At 68.9% G+C, this 16,603-nt stretch carries 16 protein-coding genes; 9 read left to right on the top strand and 7 right to left on the bottom strand.

Annotated elements, in window-relative coordinates:
- Window positions 1–190 precede the first annotated feature (190 nt).
- Both AB0I94_RS16350 and AB0I94_RS16345 read left to right on the top strand, forming a co-directional pair.
- Window positions 191–979 (top strand): GntR family transcriptional regulator, encoded by a 789-nt coding sequence (locus AB0I94_RS16350; RefSeq protein ID WP_363310239.1) that lies wholly within the window; start codon window positions 191–193, stop codon window positions 977–979.
- Between the two features lie 3 nt (window positions 980–982).
- Entirely contained in the window at window positions 983–1,744 is a 762-nt protein-coding gene (locus tag AB0I94_RS16345; RefSeq protein ID WP_363310238.1) for a glycosyltransferase family 2 protein, read from the top strand.
- Between the two features lie 3 nt (window positions 1,745–1,747).
- Here AB0I94_RS16345 and AB0I94_RS16340 read toward each other — a convergent pair whose 3' ends face one another.
- Window positions 1,748–2,368 carry a TetR/AcrR family transcriptional regulator gene (locus AB0I94_RS16340; protein WP_363310237.1) on the bottom strand — a complete coding sequence of 207 codons (621 nt, stop codon included), beginning with the start codon at window positions 2,366–2,368 and terminating at the stop codon, window positions 1,748–1,750.
- Window positions 2,369–2,531: 163 nt separating this feature from the next.
- On the opposite strand from AB0I94_RS16340, the gene AB0I94_RS16335 reads away from it, so the two are divergent.
- Both AB0I94_RS16335 and AB0I94_RS16330 read left to right on the top strand, forming a co-directional pair.
- Window positions 2,532–3,470 (top strand): alpha/beta hydrolase, encoded by a 939-nt coding sequence (locus AB0I94_RS16335; RefSeq protein ID WP_363310236.1) that lies wholly within the window; start codon window positions 2,532–2,534, stop codon window positions 3,468–3,470.
- A 92-nt stretch (window positions 3,471–3,562) separates the two neighbouring features.
- Complete coding sequence (locus AB0I94_RS16330; protein ID WP_363310235.1) at window positions 3,563–4,495, top strand: FkbM family methyltransferase; 933 nt, start codon at window positions 3,563–3,565, stop codon at window positions 4,493–4,495.
- A gap of 117 nt (window positions 4,496–4,612) precedes the next feature.
- Here AB0I94_RS16330 and AB0I94_RS16325 read toward each other — a convergent pair whose 3' ends face one another.
- A complete protein-coding gene (locus tag AB0I94_RS16325; protein ID WP_363310234.1) occupies window positions 4,613–5,863 on the bottom strand; it encodes an amidohydrolase family protein in 1,251 nt (416 codons plus the stop codon).
- 177 nt (window positions 5,864–6,040) lie between these two features.
- Here AB0I94_RS16325 and AB0I94_RS16320 point away from each other — a divergent pair, with 177 nt between their 5' ends.
- The 3 genes from AB0I94_RS16320 (at window position 6,041) to AB0I94_RS16310 (ending at window position 7,864) form a co-directional block, all read left to right on the top strand.
- Window positions 6,041–6,490 (top strand): DoxX family membrane protein, encoded by a 450-nt coding sequence (locus AB0I94_RS16320; RefSeq protein ID WP_363310233.1) that lies wholly within the window; start codon window positions 6,041–6,043, stop codon window positions 6,488–6,490.
- A 113-nt stretch (window positions 6,491–6,603) separates the two neighbouring features.
- A complete protein-coding gene (locus AB0I94_RS16315; RefSeq protein ID WP_363310232.1) occupies window positions 6,604–7,161 on the top strand; it encodes a hypothetical protein in 558 nt (185 codons plus the stop codon).
- A gap of 103 nt (window positions 7,162–7,264) precedes the next feature.
- Window positions 7,265–7,864 carry a hypothetical protein gene (locus AB0I94_RS16310; RefSeq protein WP_363310231.1) on the top strand — a complete coding sequence of 200 codons (600 nt, stop codon included), beginning with the start codon at window positions 7,265–7,267 and terminating at the stop codon, window positions 7,862–7,864.
- A gap of 55 nt (window positions 7,865–7,919) precedes the next feature.
- Here the strand turns inward: AB0I94_RS16310 and AB0I94_RS16305 are convergent, their stop codons facing one another.
- Window positions 7,920–8,759, bottom strand: coding sequence for a class I SAM-dependent methyltransferase (locus AB0I94_RS16305; RefSeq protein WP_363310230.1), 840 nt, complete (start codon window positions 8,757–8,759; stop codon window positions 7,920–7,922).
- 141 nt (window positions 8,760–8,900) lie between these two features.
- Between AB0I94_RS16305 and AB0I94_RS16300 the strand changes: the two genes are divergently transcribed.
- The gene (locus tag AB0I94_RS16300) at window positions 8,901–10,676 is read left to right on the top strand and encodes a prolyl oligopeptidase family serine peptidase (RefSeq protein ID WP_363310376.1); all 1,776 of its coding nucleotides are present in this window, start codon (window positions 8,901–8,903) and stop codon (window positions 10,674–10,676) included.
- 89 nt (window positions 10,677–10,765) lie between these two features.
- Window positions 10,766–11,668 carry an SURF1 family protein gene (locus tag AB0I94_RS16295; protein ID WP_363310229.1) on the top strand — a complete coding sequence of 301 codons (903 nt, stop codon included), beginning with the start codon at window positions 10,766–10,768 and terminating at the stop codon, window positions 11,666–11,668.
- A 133-nt stretch (window positions 11,669–11,801) separates the two neighbouring features.
- Here AB0I94_RS16295 and AB0I94_RS16290 read toward each other — a convergent pair whose 3' ends face one another.
- The 4 genes from AB0I94_RS16290 to AB0I94_RS16275 form a co-directional block, all read right to left on the bottom strand.
- Window positions 11,802–12,842, bottom strand: a complete 1,041-nt coding sequence (locus tag AB0I94_RS16290; protein ID WP_363310228.1) for a hypothetical protein — start codon at window positions 12,840–12,842, stop codon at window positions 11,802–11,804.
- A gap of 290 nt (window positions 12,843–13,132) precedes the next feature.
- On the bottom strand, window positions 13,133–13,792 hold the full coding sequence (locus tag AB0I94_RS16285) for a SigE family RNA polymerase sigma factor (RefSeq protein WP_363310227.1): 660 nt from the start codon (window positions 13,790–13,792) through the stop codon (window positions 13,133–13,135).
- A gap of 336 nt (window positions 13,793–14,128) precedes the next feature.
- Window positions 14,129–15,193 carry an aspartate-semialdehyde dehydrogenase gene (locus tag AB0I94_RS16280; RefSeq protein ID WP_363310226.1) on the bottom strand — a complete coding sequence of 355 codons (1,065 nt, stop codon included), beginning with the start codon at window positions 15,191–15,193 and terminating at the stop codon, window positions 14,129–14,131.
- Window positions 15,190–16,461 (bottom strand): aspartate kinase, encoded by a 1,272-nt coding sequence (locus tag AB0I94_RS16275; RefSeq protein ID WP_363310225.1) that lies wholly within the window; start codon window positions 16,459–16,461, stop codon window positions 15,190–15,192. Before AB0I94_RS16275 ends, AB0I94_RS16280 begins: the two co-directional genes overlap by 4 nt.
- Window positions 16,462–16,603 lie beyond the last annotated feature (142 nt).

The following is a 16,603-nucleotide window of genomic DNA, read 5'->3' as shown; positions in this document are numbered from 1 at the left end:
GCTTTGCATAAACGCAGATCAGGCCCGGCTCGCTCGTTAGCGAACCGCGCCTGAATGACGCACGATGGCCTGAAAATGCCGCCTATTTTGGCTGTGTCGCCGCCTATCGGCCAGATCTGAGCAGATCATCAAGGCCTCTTGAGGAGTCGTACGCTGAGGCGCGCGTCGCACGACAGGACGGTGAGCAGGCATGGCAAAGGCCTACGAGAAGATCGCGGACGAGCTCCGCGCGCAGATCCGCGCAGGCCGTCTCGGGCCCGGTGACCGACTGCCATCCGAATCGGACCTCGTGAGGAGCACGGGGTGCAGCGGGCCGACCGTCCAGCAGGCTCTGCGTCTGCTCCGGTCGGAAGGACTGCTCGAGGAGCAGCACGGCCGTGGAACCTTCGTCCGTCGGCCGCGCACGATGGTGCGGCGTGCGAACACGCGGCACCAGTGGGAGAAGGACCGTGCTCGCGCTTCCGAGCAGCAGCGCCGGGCAACAGGTGTGACCGAGCACGACACCGGTCTTGAGGTCGACGACCTCGTCTTTCACGCGGCGTACCGCGAGATCGAGGCACCCACGGAGATCGCGGCGGCCATGGGCGTCGACGAAGGCACGGCCCTCGTCGAGCGGACCTACCGGACGCGACACAGCGCCGAGCGGAACCCGTTCAGCCTCGTCACGTCGTATCTGATCCGCGACATCGTCAAGGCGAACCCTGACCTCCTTGACGATACGAAGGAGCCTTGGCCAGGCGGGACCGGGAACCAGCTGTACACCGTGGGCATTGAGATCGACCGTATGGAAGAGCGTGTGACAGCCCGGCCGCCGACGGTGGAAGAGGCGGAGGAGCTGGGCCTGCCGCCCGGCGCCTCGGTTCTCGTCGTGCGCAAGACCCAGTACGACACGGACAACCGCGTTGTCGAGATGTCTGACATCACGCTGCCCGGCGACCGCACGGAAATGCTCTTCACGACTCCCTTGGAAAGGTGGTGAGCCGTGAGCCGGCGCATCATCATCGTCACGGCCGTCCATGCACCATCGGCGTACTTCCTGGCTGACGCGTACAAGTCCATCTGTGAGCAGGAGTTGCCCGCCGGCTGGGAGTGGCACTGGCTGATCCAGGAGGACGGGACGACCGACCAGGTCGCGCCCCACGTCCCCGACGACGACCGGATCACGTTCAAGCAGGGACGCCCCGGCGGCCCGGGGGTTGCTCGAACCATCGCCTTGGCCCACGCGGACGGCGAATACGTCAAGGTCCTGGACGCCGATGACCAGCTGGCGCCTGGCGCACTGGCCCGCGACCTCGCGGCTCTCGAAGCTGATCGCACCATCGGTTGGGCGACGTCTCGCGTGCTCGATCTACTCCCCGACGGGACCACCGCCGGTTTCCCCGGCGACCCGGAGCCCGGGCCGGTGGAGCGTCAGGAAGTACTCGACTACTGGGCGTCTCACGACTATCGCGCGCAGGTCCATCCGGCAACGCTTTTCGTCCGCCGCGACCTGCTCGTGGCGCTGGGCGGTTGGATGGCGCTGCCCGCGTCCGAGGACACGGGCCTTCTCCTCGCACTCAACGCGGCATCACGCGGCTGGTTCTCGTCCGAGGTCGGCATGCTCTACCGCAAGTGGGAAGGCCAGGCGACGGGCCAAGCCGCGCACATCGACACGGCAGAGCGCGAGGCACGCATGGCTGTCGTCGAGGCGAGGGCGCGAGCACTGGACCGCTTCCAGTGGCGCTATCCCGTCAGCTCTGACTGAGCCTCACTGATCGAGGGGCGCAGGCGTGTCCGGGCTCCGGCCGGCGCGCAGCGCCCGCGACAGCGCGTCCATGGTCACGCCCACGACAGCCAGGAGCTGCGCCGGGCTCGCCCCGGCCCTGCTCATGACGGCGAGCGACTGGTTCACAGCCGCCGCGTGTACAGCGAAGGCTTCGGCGTCCTGGTCGGTCAGCCGGCCGGCCTTCAGCGCGGTGCGCAGGCGCAGGCACTGCAAGCCGAGCGCTTGCTTGGCATGCGCTGCGACCCTCGGACTCAGTACGGGGATCGCCATGGCCGACTGGGCGATCAGGCATCCATCAGGTACTTCGGGATCGGCGATGCGCTTGAGGGTGACGTCGAAGAACGCACGAAAGGCGGCAACGGGTTCCGAGGCTGCGCACGACAGCGCGGCGTCGTACTTCTCGCCATAGCGTGCGGCGTAGAGATCCAGGCAGCGCAGGAAGAGCGTGTCCTTGTCGCCGAGGGAGGCGTAGATGGAACTGCGGTTCAGGCCGGTCGCCCGAGACAAATCGTCCAACGAGGTGTCGGCGTAGCCGTCGCGCCAGAACTGGATCATCGCGGCGTCCAGCGCCGAGTCCATGTCGAACTGCTTCTTGCCTGCCACGCGGCACTTCCTTGCCGTTGCGTCGATGCGTCGATGGTTCGGACGGTGTTGCCATCTGTGTTGCGGTCTGTGTTGCGGCCTGTGTTGCGCGCCATTTTATCTTGTACTGATCAGTTCAAGATCTGTAGTCTGCAGGCGCGCCTGACACCGATGGAGGAACCCCGTGACCAGCCCGGCGACCAGCACTCCGCACGTCTCCGAAAGCAACCCCGTCCGCGACCTGCCCCTTCAGCATCTGGCCGGATTCACTCACCGCTGGGTCGACGCGGACGGCGTCCGCCTTCACGCCGTCGAAGGCGGACGAGCGAGCGGCCCGGCCGTCGTCCTGCTCGCCGGATTCCCGCAAACATGGTGGGCCTGGCGAAAGGTGATGCCCGGCCTCGCCCACCGGTTCCGCGTCATCGCGATCGACCTGCCGGGGCAGGGTCACTCCGAGCGTTCGGAGCGCGGCTACGACACCCACGCGGTCGCCGCGCACGTCCACGCCGCCGTGAAGGCTCTCGGAGTGTCGACTTACTCCCTGGCCGCCCACGACATCGGCGCCTGGGTCGCTTTCTCCCTCGCCCTCAACTTCGAGAGCCACCTGCGCGGGGTCGCTCTGCTCGACGCCGGAATTCCCGGTATCACTCTCCCGGAGGCGATTCCCACCGACCCGGATCGAGCGTGGAAAACCTGGCATTTCGCGTTCCACACCGTGCCCGACCTGCCCGAGACGCTGCTTGCCGGCCGCGAACGCGAGTACGTCGGCTGGTTCCTGAAGGTGAAGGCCCTGTCTCCCGACACGTTCGACGACGCCGAGATCGACCACTACGCGGCGGCCGTCGCCGTCGACGGCGGCCTGCGCGCTTCCCTCGCGTACTACCGAGACGCCGCGGAGTCAGCGCGTAAGAACCGCGAGGCGCTCAAGCTGCGGCACCTGACTGTGCCGGTCCTCGGAATCTCCAGCAGCCACGGCTCCGTTCCGGACATGGCCGCCTCCATCAGCCCATGGGCCGACAACACCACTCGAATCGTCGTGCCCGACGCTGGACACTTCATCCCCGACGAGCAGCCCGAAGCCATCGCTGCCGCGATAGCGGACTTCATCACCGACGACGACTGACACACCCACCCCTACGTTCAAAGTGGCGCTCCGCAGCGGCCTGCCTTGATCGGATCTTGCCCCAGCTGTGGCGCACTCGTACGGTCACGGCTATGCCTCCCGCTCTCCCCGGCTACGCGTCGGATCTCTTGGCCACCCTCGGCCGCGGCTACGTGCGCAACGCACCCGGCTCACTGCTCAAGGGCCCGCTCGCTGCCCGATTCCTCAACCCGTACCTGCGCGACCATCCGCGCCGGCGCGTGGTCGAGGCGCGGTTCGACGCCCGGTTCGCCTGCGACTCCCGCGACCTCATCCAGCGGTTCATCAGCCTCTACGGTGTGTGGGAGCCGCACATGACACGGTGGCTGCAGAGCCGTCTGGGCTCCGGGGACACGTTCATCGATGTGGGCGCCAACGTCGGTTATTTCGCAGTACTGGGCTCTCGGCTCGTCGGCAGCAAGGGGCGGGTGGTGGCCATCGAGGCGTCCCCCACCTTCCACAACCGCGTGCTGCAACACGTCGAGCTCAACGACTGCGACAACGTCCGCGCCGTCAACGCAGCAGTCTCCGACAGCCACAAGAAGCTGACCTTCGTGCTCGCCAGCTCGAACAACATGGGCGCGAACTCGATCGTCCCGTACGACGGTCCGGCCGAGTCGAGCTTCGAGATGGAGGCCCGGCCCTTGCCCGAGATCCTGGACGAGGACGAGCTCAGCAGGGCCCGTGTGATCAAGATCGACGTCGAGGGTGCCGAGGGTGGCGTCGTCAGAGGGCTGGCTCCCGCCCTGGGGCGGCTCCGCCCGGATGTGGAGCTCGCCGTGGAGGTCACTCCGGACCGCATGGCTCAGCTCGGCGACTCCATCGACGAGCTGCTGGAGACCATGGCTCGGCATGGCTTTCGCACGTACCGGCTGCCCACCGACTACAGGCCGGAGAACTACCCCCGCGCCCTGCGTCGGCCGGAGCCTCCGATCCGGTGGCGTGGTCCCGTCGTCGGCGAGACCGAGCTGATCTTTTCCCGTGTCGACGCTGAGACGCTGAGCTGACGCAGCGATGACGCGGCGCCGACGCTGAGCTGACGCAGCTCGGTCTCCACCCGCTGTCCGAACGCTCTTGCCCGGTGGTGGAGCCGGCTCCCACCGGCCCACCACGAGTGAGCGTGCCTACAGGCCCCGGTCCCGACCTCGGTCCCGGCCCCGATCCCGGTCAAATGGCAGATCCAGCATGCGAATGGCATTCCCGCGGAGCAGCTTGTACGCCACCTCCTCAGGGAGGTGGCCGACGTGATCCTCAGCCACTGCCTTCGTGTGCGGCCACGTCGAGTCGACGTGCGGATAGTCGGTCTCGAAGGTGGCGTTGTCGACGCCCACCGTCTCGATCGAGGCGATGCCGTGCTTGTCGCGGAAGAAGCAGCAGAAGATCTGCCGGTAGTAGTACGAAGACGGGGGCTCCGGGATCAGATCTTTGACCCCGCCCCAGGCCCGGTGCTCCTCCCAGACGTCGTCCGCGCGCTCCAGGGCGTACGGGATCCACCCCATCTGGCCCTCGCTGTAGGCGAGTTTGAGACGAGGGAACTTCACCAGGACTCCGGAGAAGAGGAAGTCCATCATCGAGGCCATCGCGTTGTTGAAACTCAGGGAAGCCTGGACGGCCGGGGGTGCGTCAGGCGACGCCGCGGGCATCTGCGACGACGACCCGATGTGCATGTTCACGACCGTGCCGGTCTCCTCGCACGCCGCGAAGAACGGGTCCCAGTAACCGGAGTGGATCGACGGCAGTCCGAGGTGCGTCGGGATTTCACTGAAGGTCACGGCTCGCACGCCGCGAGCCGCATTGCGCTTGATCTCAGCGACAGCGAGGTCCACGTCCCAGAGCGGAATGAGGCAGAGCGGGATCAGTCGTCCACGACTGTCACCGCACCACTCCTCCACCATCCAGTCGTTGTACGCCCGGACACAGGCGAGCCCGACCTCCTTGTCCTTGGCCTCGGAGAACGTCTGCCCGCAAAAGCGCGGGAACGTCGGGAAGCAGAGGGAGGCCTCGACATGGTTGATGTCCATGTCCTCCAGGCGGGCCTTCGGGTCCCAGCAGCCACGGCGCATCTGCTCACGCGTGATGCCGTCCAGCGTCATCTCGTCCCGCGAGAAGCCGACGGCGGCGATGATGCGCTTGTACGGGAAGATCTCTCCCTCGTACTCCCACCAGTCGGTGACCTGTCCTTCCGGATCCGTCGTGAACTTGTACTTGCCGCCGATGTACTCGAGCTCGCCGATACCTGCGGTGAAGGGCTTCGGGCCCCGGTCGCGGTACTTGCTCGGGAGCCACTTCTCGAAGAGGTGCGCGGGTTCGATCACGTGGTCGTCCACGCTGATGACGCGGGGGAGCTCCTTGGCCCCGACCTCGTTGTTCTCCACTGCTATGCCCCCTACTACCTGCCGGTTTCCCCTATACGCATCTGACGGTCCATCAGATTGAGGTTATGGGCTGGCACCGGTGACGGCAACCGTCCGCTTGAAACTCGACCCCTTGCGCGATCGGGCCGGATCCGCTGAACTGACGAACCGTCAGTTCAGGTTGAGGGAGGGCACTCGATGCAGACAATGTGGCTCAGCGGAGCCGAGTGGTGCGCCGTGCTGCGGATCGGCCTCGGCCTGTGGTGGCTGGAGAGCTGGCGCCACAAGGACAAGAAGACCTGGTTCACCGGAGGCGGCATCGGCTGGGCGGTGGGCATCGCCGAGAAGCACCGCTGGCAGTTCGTCCGGTCCGGCTTCGACCTGACCGTGAAACCTCGACCGCGGCTGATGGCCTACATCGTCGCCTACGCGGAGCTGGCCCTCGGGCTCGGCCTCATCGTCGGCTTCCTCACGCCCATCGCGCTCATCGGCGGCCTCGTACTCAACCTGATCTACCTGGTGCTGATGATCCACGACTGGGCCGAGCAGGGGCAGAACCTCATGATGGCCCTGATCTCGGCCGTCGCCCTCTTCGGCATGAGCTGGCAGGTCTGGTCGCTCGATGCCGCGTTCGGGCTGTTCCTTTAGCCGCACCCGTGCCACCCTGCCCGGCACATCCGCCTTCCACGGACTGTGGACCACGCTGGGGGCAGGCGGTCTGCGTACGGCGCACCATCGTTCTGGCAGATGAGGAGAGGCCGATGAGCGAACGCGACCGGGAGATGCACGGGCCTGAGGCGTCGGTCCTCAGGCACGGCCACGCCGCACGGGCTGAGAGCGCAGCCGCTCGGGCGGCAGCCATCAGCCACTACATCGAGGGTGTCGCGGGAGAGCGGCCAGAGGGCGACGCAGTCGGCGAGAACGCCGTGTGGAAGGCAGCTCACGCCGCGCGTGTGGCCGCGCAAGCGCTCGCCGTGCTCTCCGAGAGCACACCTGATCCAGCCGCAGACGCACGCTGCGCCAGGAACTCCGCTGCGTCTGCCGCGCAGGCCTCCCAGATGGGACAGCTCGTCGACGGCGACTCCGAACCGTCTCTCGCCGCGGGCAAGGCCGCACTCAAGGCCTCCCTGGCCGCATCCGCAGCAGCAGGGGCGAGCTCCCTCGGCGCGGACGAAGAGCTGAACTCCCAGGCGGACGAAGCCGAGAAGCTGGCTGTCGCAGCAGCGGAGCGCGCCGGCTGGATCCGTCCCGGTGTGGATGTCCCGGCAGTCTCGACGGGTGTCCGAAGCCCCGAGGTCATGTCGATGCTCCACCTCTGACTCAAGTGGCCCCGACACGCCCCGTTCCGCTCGTCCTTTCGTGGTGTCACGATGCGGAGTCCAGGGGCGTCGAGGGGGTCCCTCGACGGGGGTGGAGGAACGAATGGCAGAGGTGTTCTTGCGGCGGTTGTCCCGGTGGCAGGCGGAGCAGCAGCGGGAAGCGGTCGCCGACGTATACGTCGAGGCATACGAAGGAGAAGCCGGCGCCGAGTACCGGGACCGGCAGGGGTTCCTGCGCCTTTTCGAGAACACCGTGCAGCGGCCCGACTTCGACATGGTCGTCGCCGACGCGGGGGGCCTGGTCGGCTGTCTCTACGGCTACCGCGCGGCGCGGACCGGTGACTGGTGGGAAGGGTTCCGCGGCGTCCTGCCCCCGGAGGTCGAGGAACGCACGGCCTCGAACCGCGTCTTCGTCCTGACGGAGCTGATGGTGGTCCCTGCCTACCGGGGCCAGGGCGTCTCGGAACGTCTGCGCACGCTGCTGCTCGTACGTCACAGCAAAGATCTGGTCGTCGCGGTCATCAAACGGGACGACGACCTGGGGCGCGAGGTCCTGCGCTCGTGGGGCTGGACGAAGCTCGGGGAGTTCGATCCGGGTGGCCCGGGTTCGGCGGCCCCGCCCCGCCGGGGAGAGCGCGAGGCGGCGAAACCTGACGGGCTCGTGTGGGAGGGATGGATGCGGCCGCTGACGATGGTGGCTTGAGCGGCGTCGCCGAGTGCGAATGCGCCGCATGCGAGTGCGCGTGTGGCGCTGGGGCTCAGGCCGTCGCCTCGCGCTCCTTGCTCGCCCTCAGGGAGTACATCAGGGGGATGCGAGGGCGGTCCACGGGGAACTGGTAGACGCCGTCGCGGCGTTCAAGGGCCCCGAAGCGCTCGAAGAGCGTGGTGTCGTGCTCGTGGAGGAATTCGATCCGCAGGCCTGCCGCCGCCAGCGCCGAGACGACCTCGCCCACCGGATGCTGCCACTCCACGGTGCGGTTGTGGACCGTGGGGGTGGTCGTGTCCGCGTAACCGCCGGGTGTCTCCTCGATCCAGGCGTCGCGGGCGAAGTAGTCGTACTCGATCCGTGAGCCCGTGGCGTCGTCCAGGATGTCCGCGAGCGGATGGAATTCCGAGAGGTAGAGGAAGCCACCGGGCGTGACGAGCGCGGCCGCGGTCTCGGCCCACCGCTGGATGTCGGGGAGCCAGCACAGGGCGCCCACCCCGGTGTAGACGATGTCGTACGAGGAGTCCGGCACCGCGTCCGCCGCGTCGTACACGTCGGCGGTGACGAAGGACGCCTGGTCGGCGCTGAGGCCCAGTTCGGCGGCGAGGTCGCGGGCCGCGTCCACGGCGGGCTCGGAGAAGTCCAGGCCGACCACGCGGGAGGCGCCGTGCCGCGCCCAGGAGAGGGTGTCGAGGCCGAGGTGGCACTGGAGGTGGAGCAGGGAGCGCCCGGTGACGTCACCGACCTCGGCGAGCTCGAAGGCGCGCAGCGGGTCCTTGCCGGAGCGGAAGGCTTCGAGGTCGTAGTAGTCGCTGGCGAGATGGAGGGGGACGCGCTCGTCCCAGCGTTTTCGGTTGGCCTCGCGCCAGTCGGAGGGGGTCGGTGAGTACATGCTCAGAAAGTTATCCACAGGCTGGGGACCCTCGCCAGCGGATTGTCGGCGCGTACGTGCACTATGGGGTCCATGAGCGACTTGGGTGCGGGTGCGGGGAAGACGTCGGGTGCGACTGCGGGCGGGGACGCGGGGGCGGAGATGCCGGACTGGGAGAAGCGGTTCCGTGCGCCGCGGGTGTCCCTGCCGGACTGGGCGGAGGACGCCCCTGACCGTTCTCTGTTCGTGTCGAACGCGACAGGGACGTACGAGCTGTACGCGTGGGACCGCGCGACCGGCGAGCAGCGCCAGGTGACGGACCGGCCGAACGGCACGACGGACGGAGTGCTCACGCCGGACGGCGAGTGGATCTGGTGGTTCAACGACACGGACGGCGACGAGTTCGGCGTGTGGATGCGCCAGCCGTTCACGGGCGGCGGCGCCGACGAGCCCGCGGTGCCGGGGCTCGACGCGTCGTATCCCGCGGGCCTCGCCCTCGCCCGGGACGGGCGGATGTCCGTCGTGGGCCGCTCGACGGACGAGGAGGGGTCGACGATCCATGTCGTACTCTCCCCGGGCGCGGACCCCGTCGAGATCTACCGCCACCGCGAGTCCGCGGGCGTCGGCGACCTCTCCCACGACGGCTCCCTGATCGCCGTTGAGCACACGGAGCACGGCGACGCGATGCACTCCGCCCTCCGGGTGATCAGGCCGGACGGCTCCACCGTCGCCGAGCTCGACGACACCGAGGGCGGCACGGTCGAGCTGGGCCTGGAAGTCCTCGGCTTCGCTCCGGTCGACGGAGACACGCGGCTCCTCGTCGGGCACCAGCGGCGCGGCCGCTGGGAGCCGATGGTGTGGGACGTCGCGTCGGGCGAGGAGACGGACCTGGCGCTCGACCTGCCGGGCGACGTGAGCGCCGAGTGGTATCCGGACGGCTCGGCCCTGCTCATCGCGCACAGCTTCGAGGCCCGCAGCGAGCTGTTCCGGTACGGACTCGCCTCGGGTGATCTCGTCAGGGTCGAGACGCCCGCGGGCTCGGTGTCGGGGGCGACGGCGCGCCCGGACGGCAGCGTGGAGTACCTGTGGTCGTCGGCGGCCGAGCCGCCGGTGGTGCGCTCGACGTCGGGTGGCGTCGTGCTGGACCCCCCGGGCATGAAGGCCCCGGCCTCGGTGCCGGTGGAGGACGTCTGGGTGGAGGGCCCCGGCGGCCGTGTCCACGCCCTCGTGCAGAAGCCCGCCGACGCGACCGGCCCCCTTCCCACGGTCTTCGAGATCCACGGCGGCCCCACGTGGCACGACAGCGACGCGTTCGCCGCGGGCCCGGCGGCCTGGGTGGACCACGGGTACGCGGTGGTGCGCGTGAACTACCGCGGCTCGACGGGGTACGGCCGGGAGTGGACGGACGCCCTCAAGCACCGGGTCGGCCTGATCGAGCTGGAGGACATCGCCGCGGTGCGGGAATGGGCCGTGACGTCGGGCCTCGCGGACCCGGACCGCATCGTCCTGGCCGGCGGCTCCTGGGGCGGGTATCTCACGCTGCTCGGTGTCGGCACCCAGCCCGACTCCTGGGCGGTGGGCCTGGCCGCGGTCCCGGTCGCTGACTACGTGACGGCGTACCACGACGAGATGGAGGCCCTGAAGGCCATGGACCGCACGCTCCTCGGCGGTGCGCCCGAGGAGGTCCCCGAGCGCTTCGAGGCCTCTTCCCCGCTGACGTACGTGGACGCGGTGAAGGCCCCGGTCTACATCTCCGCGGGCGTGAACGACCCGCGCTGCCCGATCCGCCAGGTGGAGAACTACGTGGACCGGCTCAAGGCCCGGGACGCGGTGCACGAGGTGTACCGGTACGACGCGGGGCACGGCTCACTCGTCGTGGACGAACGGATCAAGCAGGTGCGGTTGGAACTGGACTTCGCCGAGCGACACCTTCGCTAGCCGGGGGGCTCGGCCGGGTCGCGGCTTGGGGCGGTGGCTTCGTCAACCCCGCGGGCTCTTCCCCGCGGGCTGCCCCGTACCGTGGGGGTGTGTACCGGTTCCTGCTGACGCCCCGCTGGTGGGGGATCAACGTCTTCGTACTGCTGGCCATCCCCGTCTGCGTCTTCATGGGGTCATGGCAGCTGGGGCGGTTCGAGGACCGCGTAGAGGCGCATGACGCCGCGCAGCAGCAGGCGGACCGGCAGGTGTCGCCGACCCGGTCGGAGCAGAAGCCCCGGCCGCTGGACTCGATGCTCCCCGTGGACCAGGAGACGTCCGGGGAGCGGGTGACGGCCACGGGGCAGTACGGCAGGCAACTGCTGGTGCCGGGCCGGGAGTTGGACGACAAGTCGGGGTACTACGTCCTGACACTGCTGCGTACCGACGACGGCAAGGACCTGCCCGTCGTACGCGGCTGGCTCCCCGGCAAGGCGAGTGCGGCGAAAGCTCCCGCCGCGCCTTCCGGTGAGGTCACCGTGACCGGCGCGCTGCAGGCCTCCGAAAGCCCCGGCTCGAACGGGGTCAGCGCCGCCGGAGGGCTGCCGGACGGCCAGCTGGGCGCCATCAGCGCGGCCTCGCTGGTCAACTTGGTCCAGGGCGATGTGTACGACGCCTGGGTCACTCTGGAGAAGGGTGACTCCGGGATGAAGGCGGTGCCCGCGGCCGCGCCGGAGAACTCCGGGCTCGACCTCAAGGCCTTCCAGAACCTCGGTTACACCGGGGAGTGGTTCGTGTTCGCGGGGTTCGTCGTCTTCATGTGGTTCCGGTTGTTCCGGCGGGAGCGGGAGTTCGCACGCGACGCCGAGCTGGGGCTTCTGCCGGAGGAACCCGCCGGGGCTGACGCGTCGGGTGCCGGGGCGGACGACGGGGCGCCTGGCGCGGCGACCGACACAGCGGCCGACACAGCGGCCGATGGAGCAGCTGACGGAGCGGCCGGGGTCCGCGCGGGCTGACTTCCTCCCGATCCGGCCGACTCCCGATCCGACTGACTCCCGATCCGGCCGACTCCCGATCCGACGACGCGGCGACGGCCGGGCCAGACCCCTCACAGGGTCCGGCCCGGCCGTCGTCCGTCCGCGGTCTCGCCTACGACGCTGACAACATCCCCGTTCGGTACACCGTCCCCGCGCACGCGTTGGTGATCGAAGCGCCGGCCGAGGGCGACCCCTGGGGCGCCGTCAGGGACACCGTCACGCCGCCGTCCAGTACGCCGCCGTCCTCGCGCACCATCTGGGGCTCCACGCCACCCGGTGCGCCGCCGTCCGTGCCGCCGCCGCTGTCCTCGGTGGGGGTCGGGTCGGGCGAAGGCTCGCCGCTGTCCGTCGGGCATGCCTCCGAAGGCACCCAGGCGAACTTCACCTCGTACGCGGCGCCCGGCTGAAGGACCAGGGAGCTGACCGCCTGCGACGGGTCCGGGAGGGCCGTCGCCGGGTCGCCCGCCACGTGGTCGGTGACGACGATCTTCGCGGGATCGGCCGCCCCCGTCGTCGCCGTGCTCACGCTGCCCGGGGCGCTGACCGTGCAGCTGCTGCCGGAGACGTTGGCGATGCGGAAGGTGCCGTACACCTTGCCGTCGGCCTCCGGCGGGCCCGCGCTACCGGCGGCGTTGCCGAGCTGGCCCACCGCGCAGGCGGGCGTGCCGGCGGTTTCTGTGCCCGCCGGGTCGGGACCACCGGTCGCGCCACCGCTGGCCTCACCCTTCCCCTTGCCGTCCTTCTTGCCCTTTTTGTCTTTCTTGTCCTTGGACTTGGAGGGGCCGGAGTCGCTGCCCTTGCCCTTCTCCCCGCCGTCAGGACCCTTGCCGCCCTGACTCGAACCGCCTTGCGTCTGCTCGCTGTTGCCCGCGATCGACGGCCGGTCGTCCGAGCCGCCGCCGGAGTTCGTGACGTGCACGAGCGCGGGGATGGCGGTGCCGATGAAGAGCGCGGCGGCCGCCATGCCGACCACGGCCTGCCGCTTGCGCTGCCGACGCGCCGGCACCGCATGCCGCAGACGCTCCAGGGCGCGGTCTCCCGGCTCGATCTCCTGGACCGCCGAGCGCATCAGCCTGCGCAGCGCCAGCTCGTCGGAGCCTTCGTCACCGCCGAACAGGGACTCCACCGTGGAGTCACCCTTCAAGCCGCTCACGACACCGGCACCGACACCAGCCTCAGCACCGGCTTCAGGACCAGCCTCAGCACCGGACTCACCCTCGGCTCCAGCTTCGGGCCCGGCCCCGCCTTCAGGCCCGGTCCCACCTTCGCCCACGGTCCCGCCTTCGCCCCCGGACCCGGACCCGGCTTCGGCCCCTGCTTCGGACCCGGACCCGCCCTCGGACGCGGTGGGCTCGTCGCCCTGGCCGTGTTTCACAGTTCCGTCCCCAGCACGCTGCTCAAACTCGGCGCTCTCGTCCTGCTCGCGCCCGTACTCATGCTTGCTCATGCCGGTGCCTCCATGGCGACCCGCAGAGCCGCGATCCCGCGCGAGCCGTACGCCTTCACCGACCCCAGCGATATGCCCAGGGTCTCGGCGACCTGCGCCTCGGTCATGTCCGCGAAATACCGCAGGACCAGAACCTCGCGCTGACGGCGCTGGAGGCCGCGCATCGCCTTGATCAGCTCGTCCCGCTCCAGGAGGTCGTACGCACCCTCCTCGGCGCTCGCCATGTCGGGCATCGGCTTGGAGAGCAGCTTCAGCCCGAGGATGCGGCGACGCAGCGCGGACCTGGAGAGGTTCACGACGGTCTGCCGCAGATAGGCGAGCGTCTTCTCCGGGTCCCGCACGCGTTTGCGCGCCGAGTGCACCCGGATGAACGCCTCCTGCACGACGTCCTCGCAGGAGGCCGTGTCATCGAGAAGCAGCGCGGCCAGGCCGAGGAGCGACCTGTAGTGGGCGCGGTAGGTCTCGGTCAGGTGGTCGACTGTGGTGCCCGCGCTCATTGCCTCCTCAGCGCCCTCGCGCTGCGTCGGGATGCGGGCCGGTCTCGTGGTGGGCATGGGGGCGATCACCGGCATGCCGGCGGGCGCACGGGGACGGCGAGGTGGACGCAGGGTCGCGCCCCTCGCCTGAACCGCTGTGAAATCGAGTACCTCTGCCACGCCTGTTGGACACGCTTACCCCCTGGAGGGTTGTACGCATCGCGCGGCGCGTTTGCGGCAGGCATCGTCGCCGTCGGTGACGATGCATCAATTGCCCCCATGCGTACCAGCTCTTCCCCTATGCCCAATTTTCGCAGCGCTCAGGTCACGCCCCCGGGAGGGCGTTCGCAAAGACGTGCCCCGCCCTACCGCTGGTTGCAGAGGACGGGGACGAATATCTTCGAACGCGTAGGGCGAATCTTCGAACACGGCAATGGTCCAGATCAAGCGATCCCGGCCACCAAGTTGGACACAGAACTTACACAGATCCCACAGAGGCTTCCGCGCCGGGGACGGTCAGGGCTGACGCCCGGTGAACTCCGCCGCCACGAGCTCCGCGATCTGGGCCGTGTTCAGCGCGGCTCCCTTGCGCAGATTGTCCCCGCACACGAAGAGTTCCAGGGCCGTCGGATCGTCGAGCGCGCGCCGCACGCGACCCACCCACGTGGGGTCGGTCCCCACCACGTCGGCGGGCGTCGGGAACTCCCCGGCGGCCGGATCGTCGAAGAGCACGACTCCGGGAGCGGTGGCCAGGATCTCGCGCGCGCGGTCCACCGTGACCTCGTCCTCGAAGCGGGCGTGCACGGTCAGGGAGTGCGTGGTGACGACCGGCACGCGTACGCAGGTCGCCGCGACCTTCAGGTCGGGCAGGCCGAGGATCTTGCGGGACTCGTCCCGCACCTTCATCTCCTCGGAGGACCAGCCGTCGTCCCGCAGCGTCCCGGCCCACGGCACCACGTTCAGCGCCACGGGCTCGGGGAAGGGCCCGGTGTCGTCGCCGACAGCACGTCGTACGTCACCGGGGCTCGTGCCGAGCTCCGAGCCGGCCACCAGCTTCATCTGGCGGCGCAAGGTCTCCACGCCGTCCCGCCCGGCACCGCTCACGGCCTGGTACGAGGAGACGATCAGCTCGCGAAGACCGAACTCGGCGTGCAGCGCGCCGATGGCCACGATCATCGACAAGGTCGTGCAATTGGGGTTGGCGACGATGCCGCGCGGGCGTACGCGCGCGGCGTGCGGATTGACCTCCGGGACGACCAGCGGCACGTCCGGGTCCATCCGGAAAGCGGCGGAGTTGTCGACCACCACGACGCCCTTGGACGCGGCGACGGGAGCCCACTGCGCGCTGACCTCGTCGGGGACGTCGAACATCGCCACGTCGACACCGTCGAAGACTTCCTCGCTCAGTGCGAGGACCTCGATCTCCTCACCGCGCACGGCCAGCTTCTTGCCGGCCGAGCGCGGTGAGGCCACGAGTCGGATCTCGCCCCAGATGTCGGCGTGCTGCGACAGGATCTGGAGCATGACCGCGCCGACGGCCCCGGTCGCTCCGACGACCGCGAGCGTCGGCTTTCCGGTCATCGTCCGGTGCCTCCATAGACCACGGCCTCGTCCGTGTCGGAGTCGAGGCCGAAGGCGGTGTGCACGGCGCGCACGGACTCGTTCGCGTCATCGGCGCGGGTCACGACCGAGATACGGATCTCGGAGGTCGAGATCAGCTCGATGTTCACGCCGGCGTCGCTGAGCGCCTCGAAGAAGGCGGCGGTGACGCCGGGGTTCGTCTTCATGCCCGCGCCGACCAGGGAGATCTTGGCGATCTGGTCGTCGTAGCGGAGCGAGTCGAACCCGATGTTCGCGCGGGTCTTCTCCAGGGCGTCGATGGCCTTGCGACCCTCCGCCTTGGGCAGCGTGAACGAGATGTCCGTCAGTCCGGTCGAAGCGGCCGAGACGTTCTGGACGATCATGTCGATGTTGACCCCGGAGTCCGCGATGGCGCGGAAGATCGAGGCGGCCTCTCCCGGCTTGTCCGGCACGCCGACGACCGTGATCTTGGCCTCCGAGGTGTCGTGCGCGACACCGGAGATGATGGCCTGCTCCACCTTGCGGTCCCCTTGCGGTTCGTTGCTGACCCACGTGCCCTGAAGTCCGCTGAAGGACGAGCGCACGTGAATCGGGATGTTGTAACGGCGGGCGTACTCCACGCAGCGGTGGAGCAGCACCTTGGACCCGGAGCTCGCGAGCTCCAGCATGTCCTCGAACGAGATCCAGTCGATCTTCTGGGCCTTCTTCACCACACGCGGATCGGCGGTGAAGACACCGTCGACGTCCGTGTAGATCTCGCAGACCTCGGCGTCGAGCGCGGCCGCGAGAGCGACAGCGGTCGTGTCGGACCCACCACGACCGAGCGTGGTGATGTTCTTGCCCTCCTGGCTGACACCCTGGAACCCGGCGACGATGGCGATGTTGCCCTCGTCGATCGAGGCCCGGATGCGGCCCGGCGTGACATCGATGATCCGCGCTTTGTTGTGGACGGAGTCGGTGATGACACCGGCCTGGCTGCCCGTGAACGACTGGGCCGCGTGACCCAGGTTTTTGATCGCCATGGCAAGAAGGGCCATGGAGATCCGCTCCCCGGCGGTCAGCAGCATGTCGAATTCACGCCCGGCAGGGATCGGGGACACCTGCCCGGCAAGATCGATCAACTCATCCGTCGTGTCACCCATGGCGGACACCACGACAACGACCTGATGGCCGTTCTTCTTGGCGTCGACAATCCTCTTGGCGACCCGCTTGATGCCCTCGGCATCGGCTACGGAGGAGCCTCCGTACTTCTGCACGACAAGGCTCACGTGCGCTCCTCGCTCAGTCCGTCTTCACCGCACTGCTGCGGTCGGCTCAGTTTAACGAGCGGCCGAAATTCGCCGCACGGATATCGCATGGTGAGATGTCCCGCCCACAACGTGATCTTCCCTCGGCATACGCTCCCGCTGC

Origin of the sequence: Streptomyces sp. NPDC050147 (assembly GCF_040660195.1) — a bacterium.
In the GTDB taxonomy this organism is placed as follows: Bacteria; Actinomycetota; Actinomycetes; order Streptomycetales; family Streptomycetaceae; genus Streptomyces.
The sequence above is the reverse complement of the archived record's forward strand: the minus strand, read 5'-3'. Positions and strand labels throughout refer to the sequence as shown.

What these genes read in the sequence shown, in the direction of transcription:
- AB0I94_RS16350 (WP_363310239.1), top strand. Translation starts at nt 191, where the DNA reads ATGGCAAAGGCCTACGAGAAGATCGCGGACGAGCTCCGCGCGCAGATC.
- AB0I94_RS16330 (WP_363310235.1), top strand. Translation starts at nt 3,563, where the DNA reads ATGCCTCCCGCTCTCCCCGGCTACGCGTCGGATCTCTTGGCCACCCTC.
- AB0I94_RS16320 (WP_363310233.1), top strand. Translation starts at nt 6,041, where the DNA reads ATGCAGACAATGTGGCTCAGCGGAGCCGAGTGGTGCGCCGTGCTGCGG.
- AB0I94_RS16315 (WP_363310232.1), top strand. Translation starts at nt 6,604, where the DNA reads ATGAGCGAACGCGACCGGGAGATGCACGGGCCTGAGGCGTCGGTCCTC.
- AB0I94_RS16310 (WP_363310231.1), top strand. Translation starts at nt 7,265, where the DNA reads ATGGCAGAGGTGTTCTTGCGGCGGTTGTCCCGGTGGCAGGCGGAGCAG.
- AB0I94_RS16305 (WP_363310230.1), bottom strand. Translation starts at nt 8,759, where the DNA reads ATGTACTCACCGACCCCCTCCGACTGGCGCGAGGCCAACCGAAAACGC.
- AB0I94_RS16300 (WP_363310376.1), top strand. Translation starts at nt 8,901, where the DNA reads ATGCCGGACTGGGAGAAGCGGTTCCGTGCGCCGCGGGTGTCCCTGCCG.
- AB0I94_RS16280 (WP_363310226.1), bottom strand. Translation starts at nt 15,193, where the DNA reads ATGACCGGAAAGCCGACGCTCGCGGTCGTCGGAGCGACCGGGGCCGTC.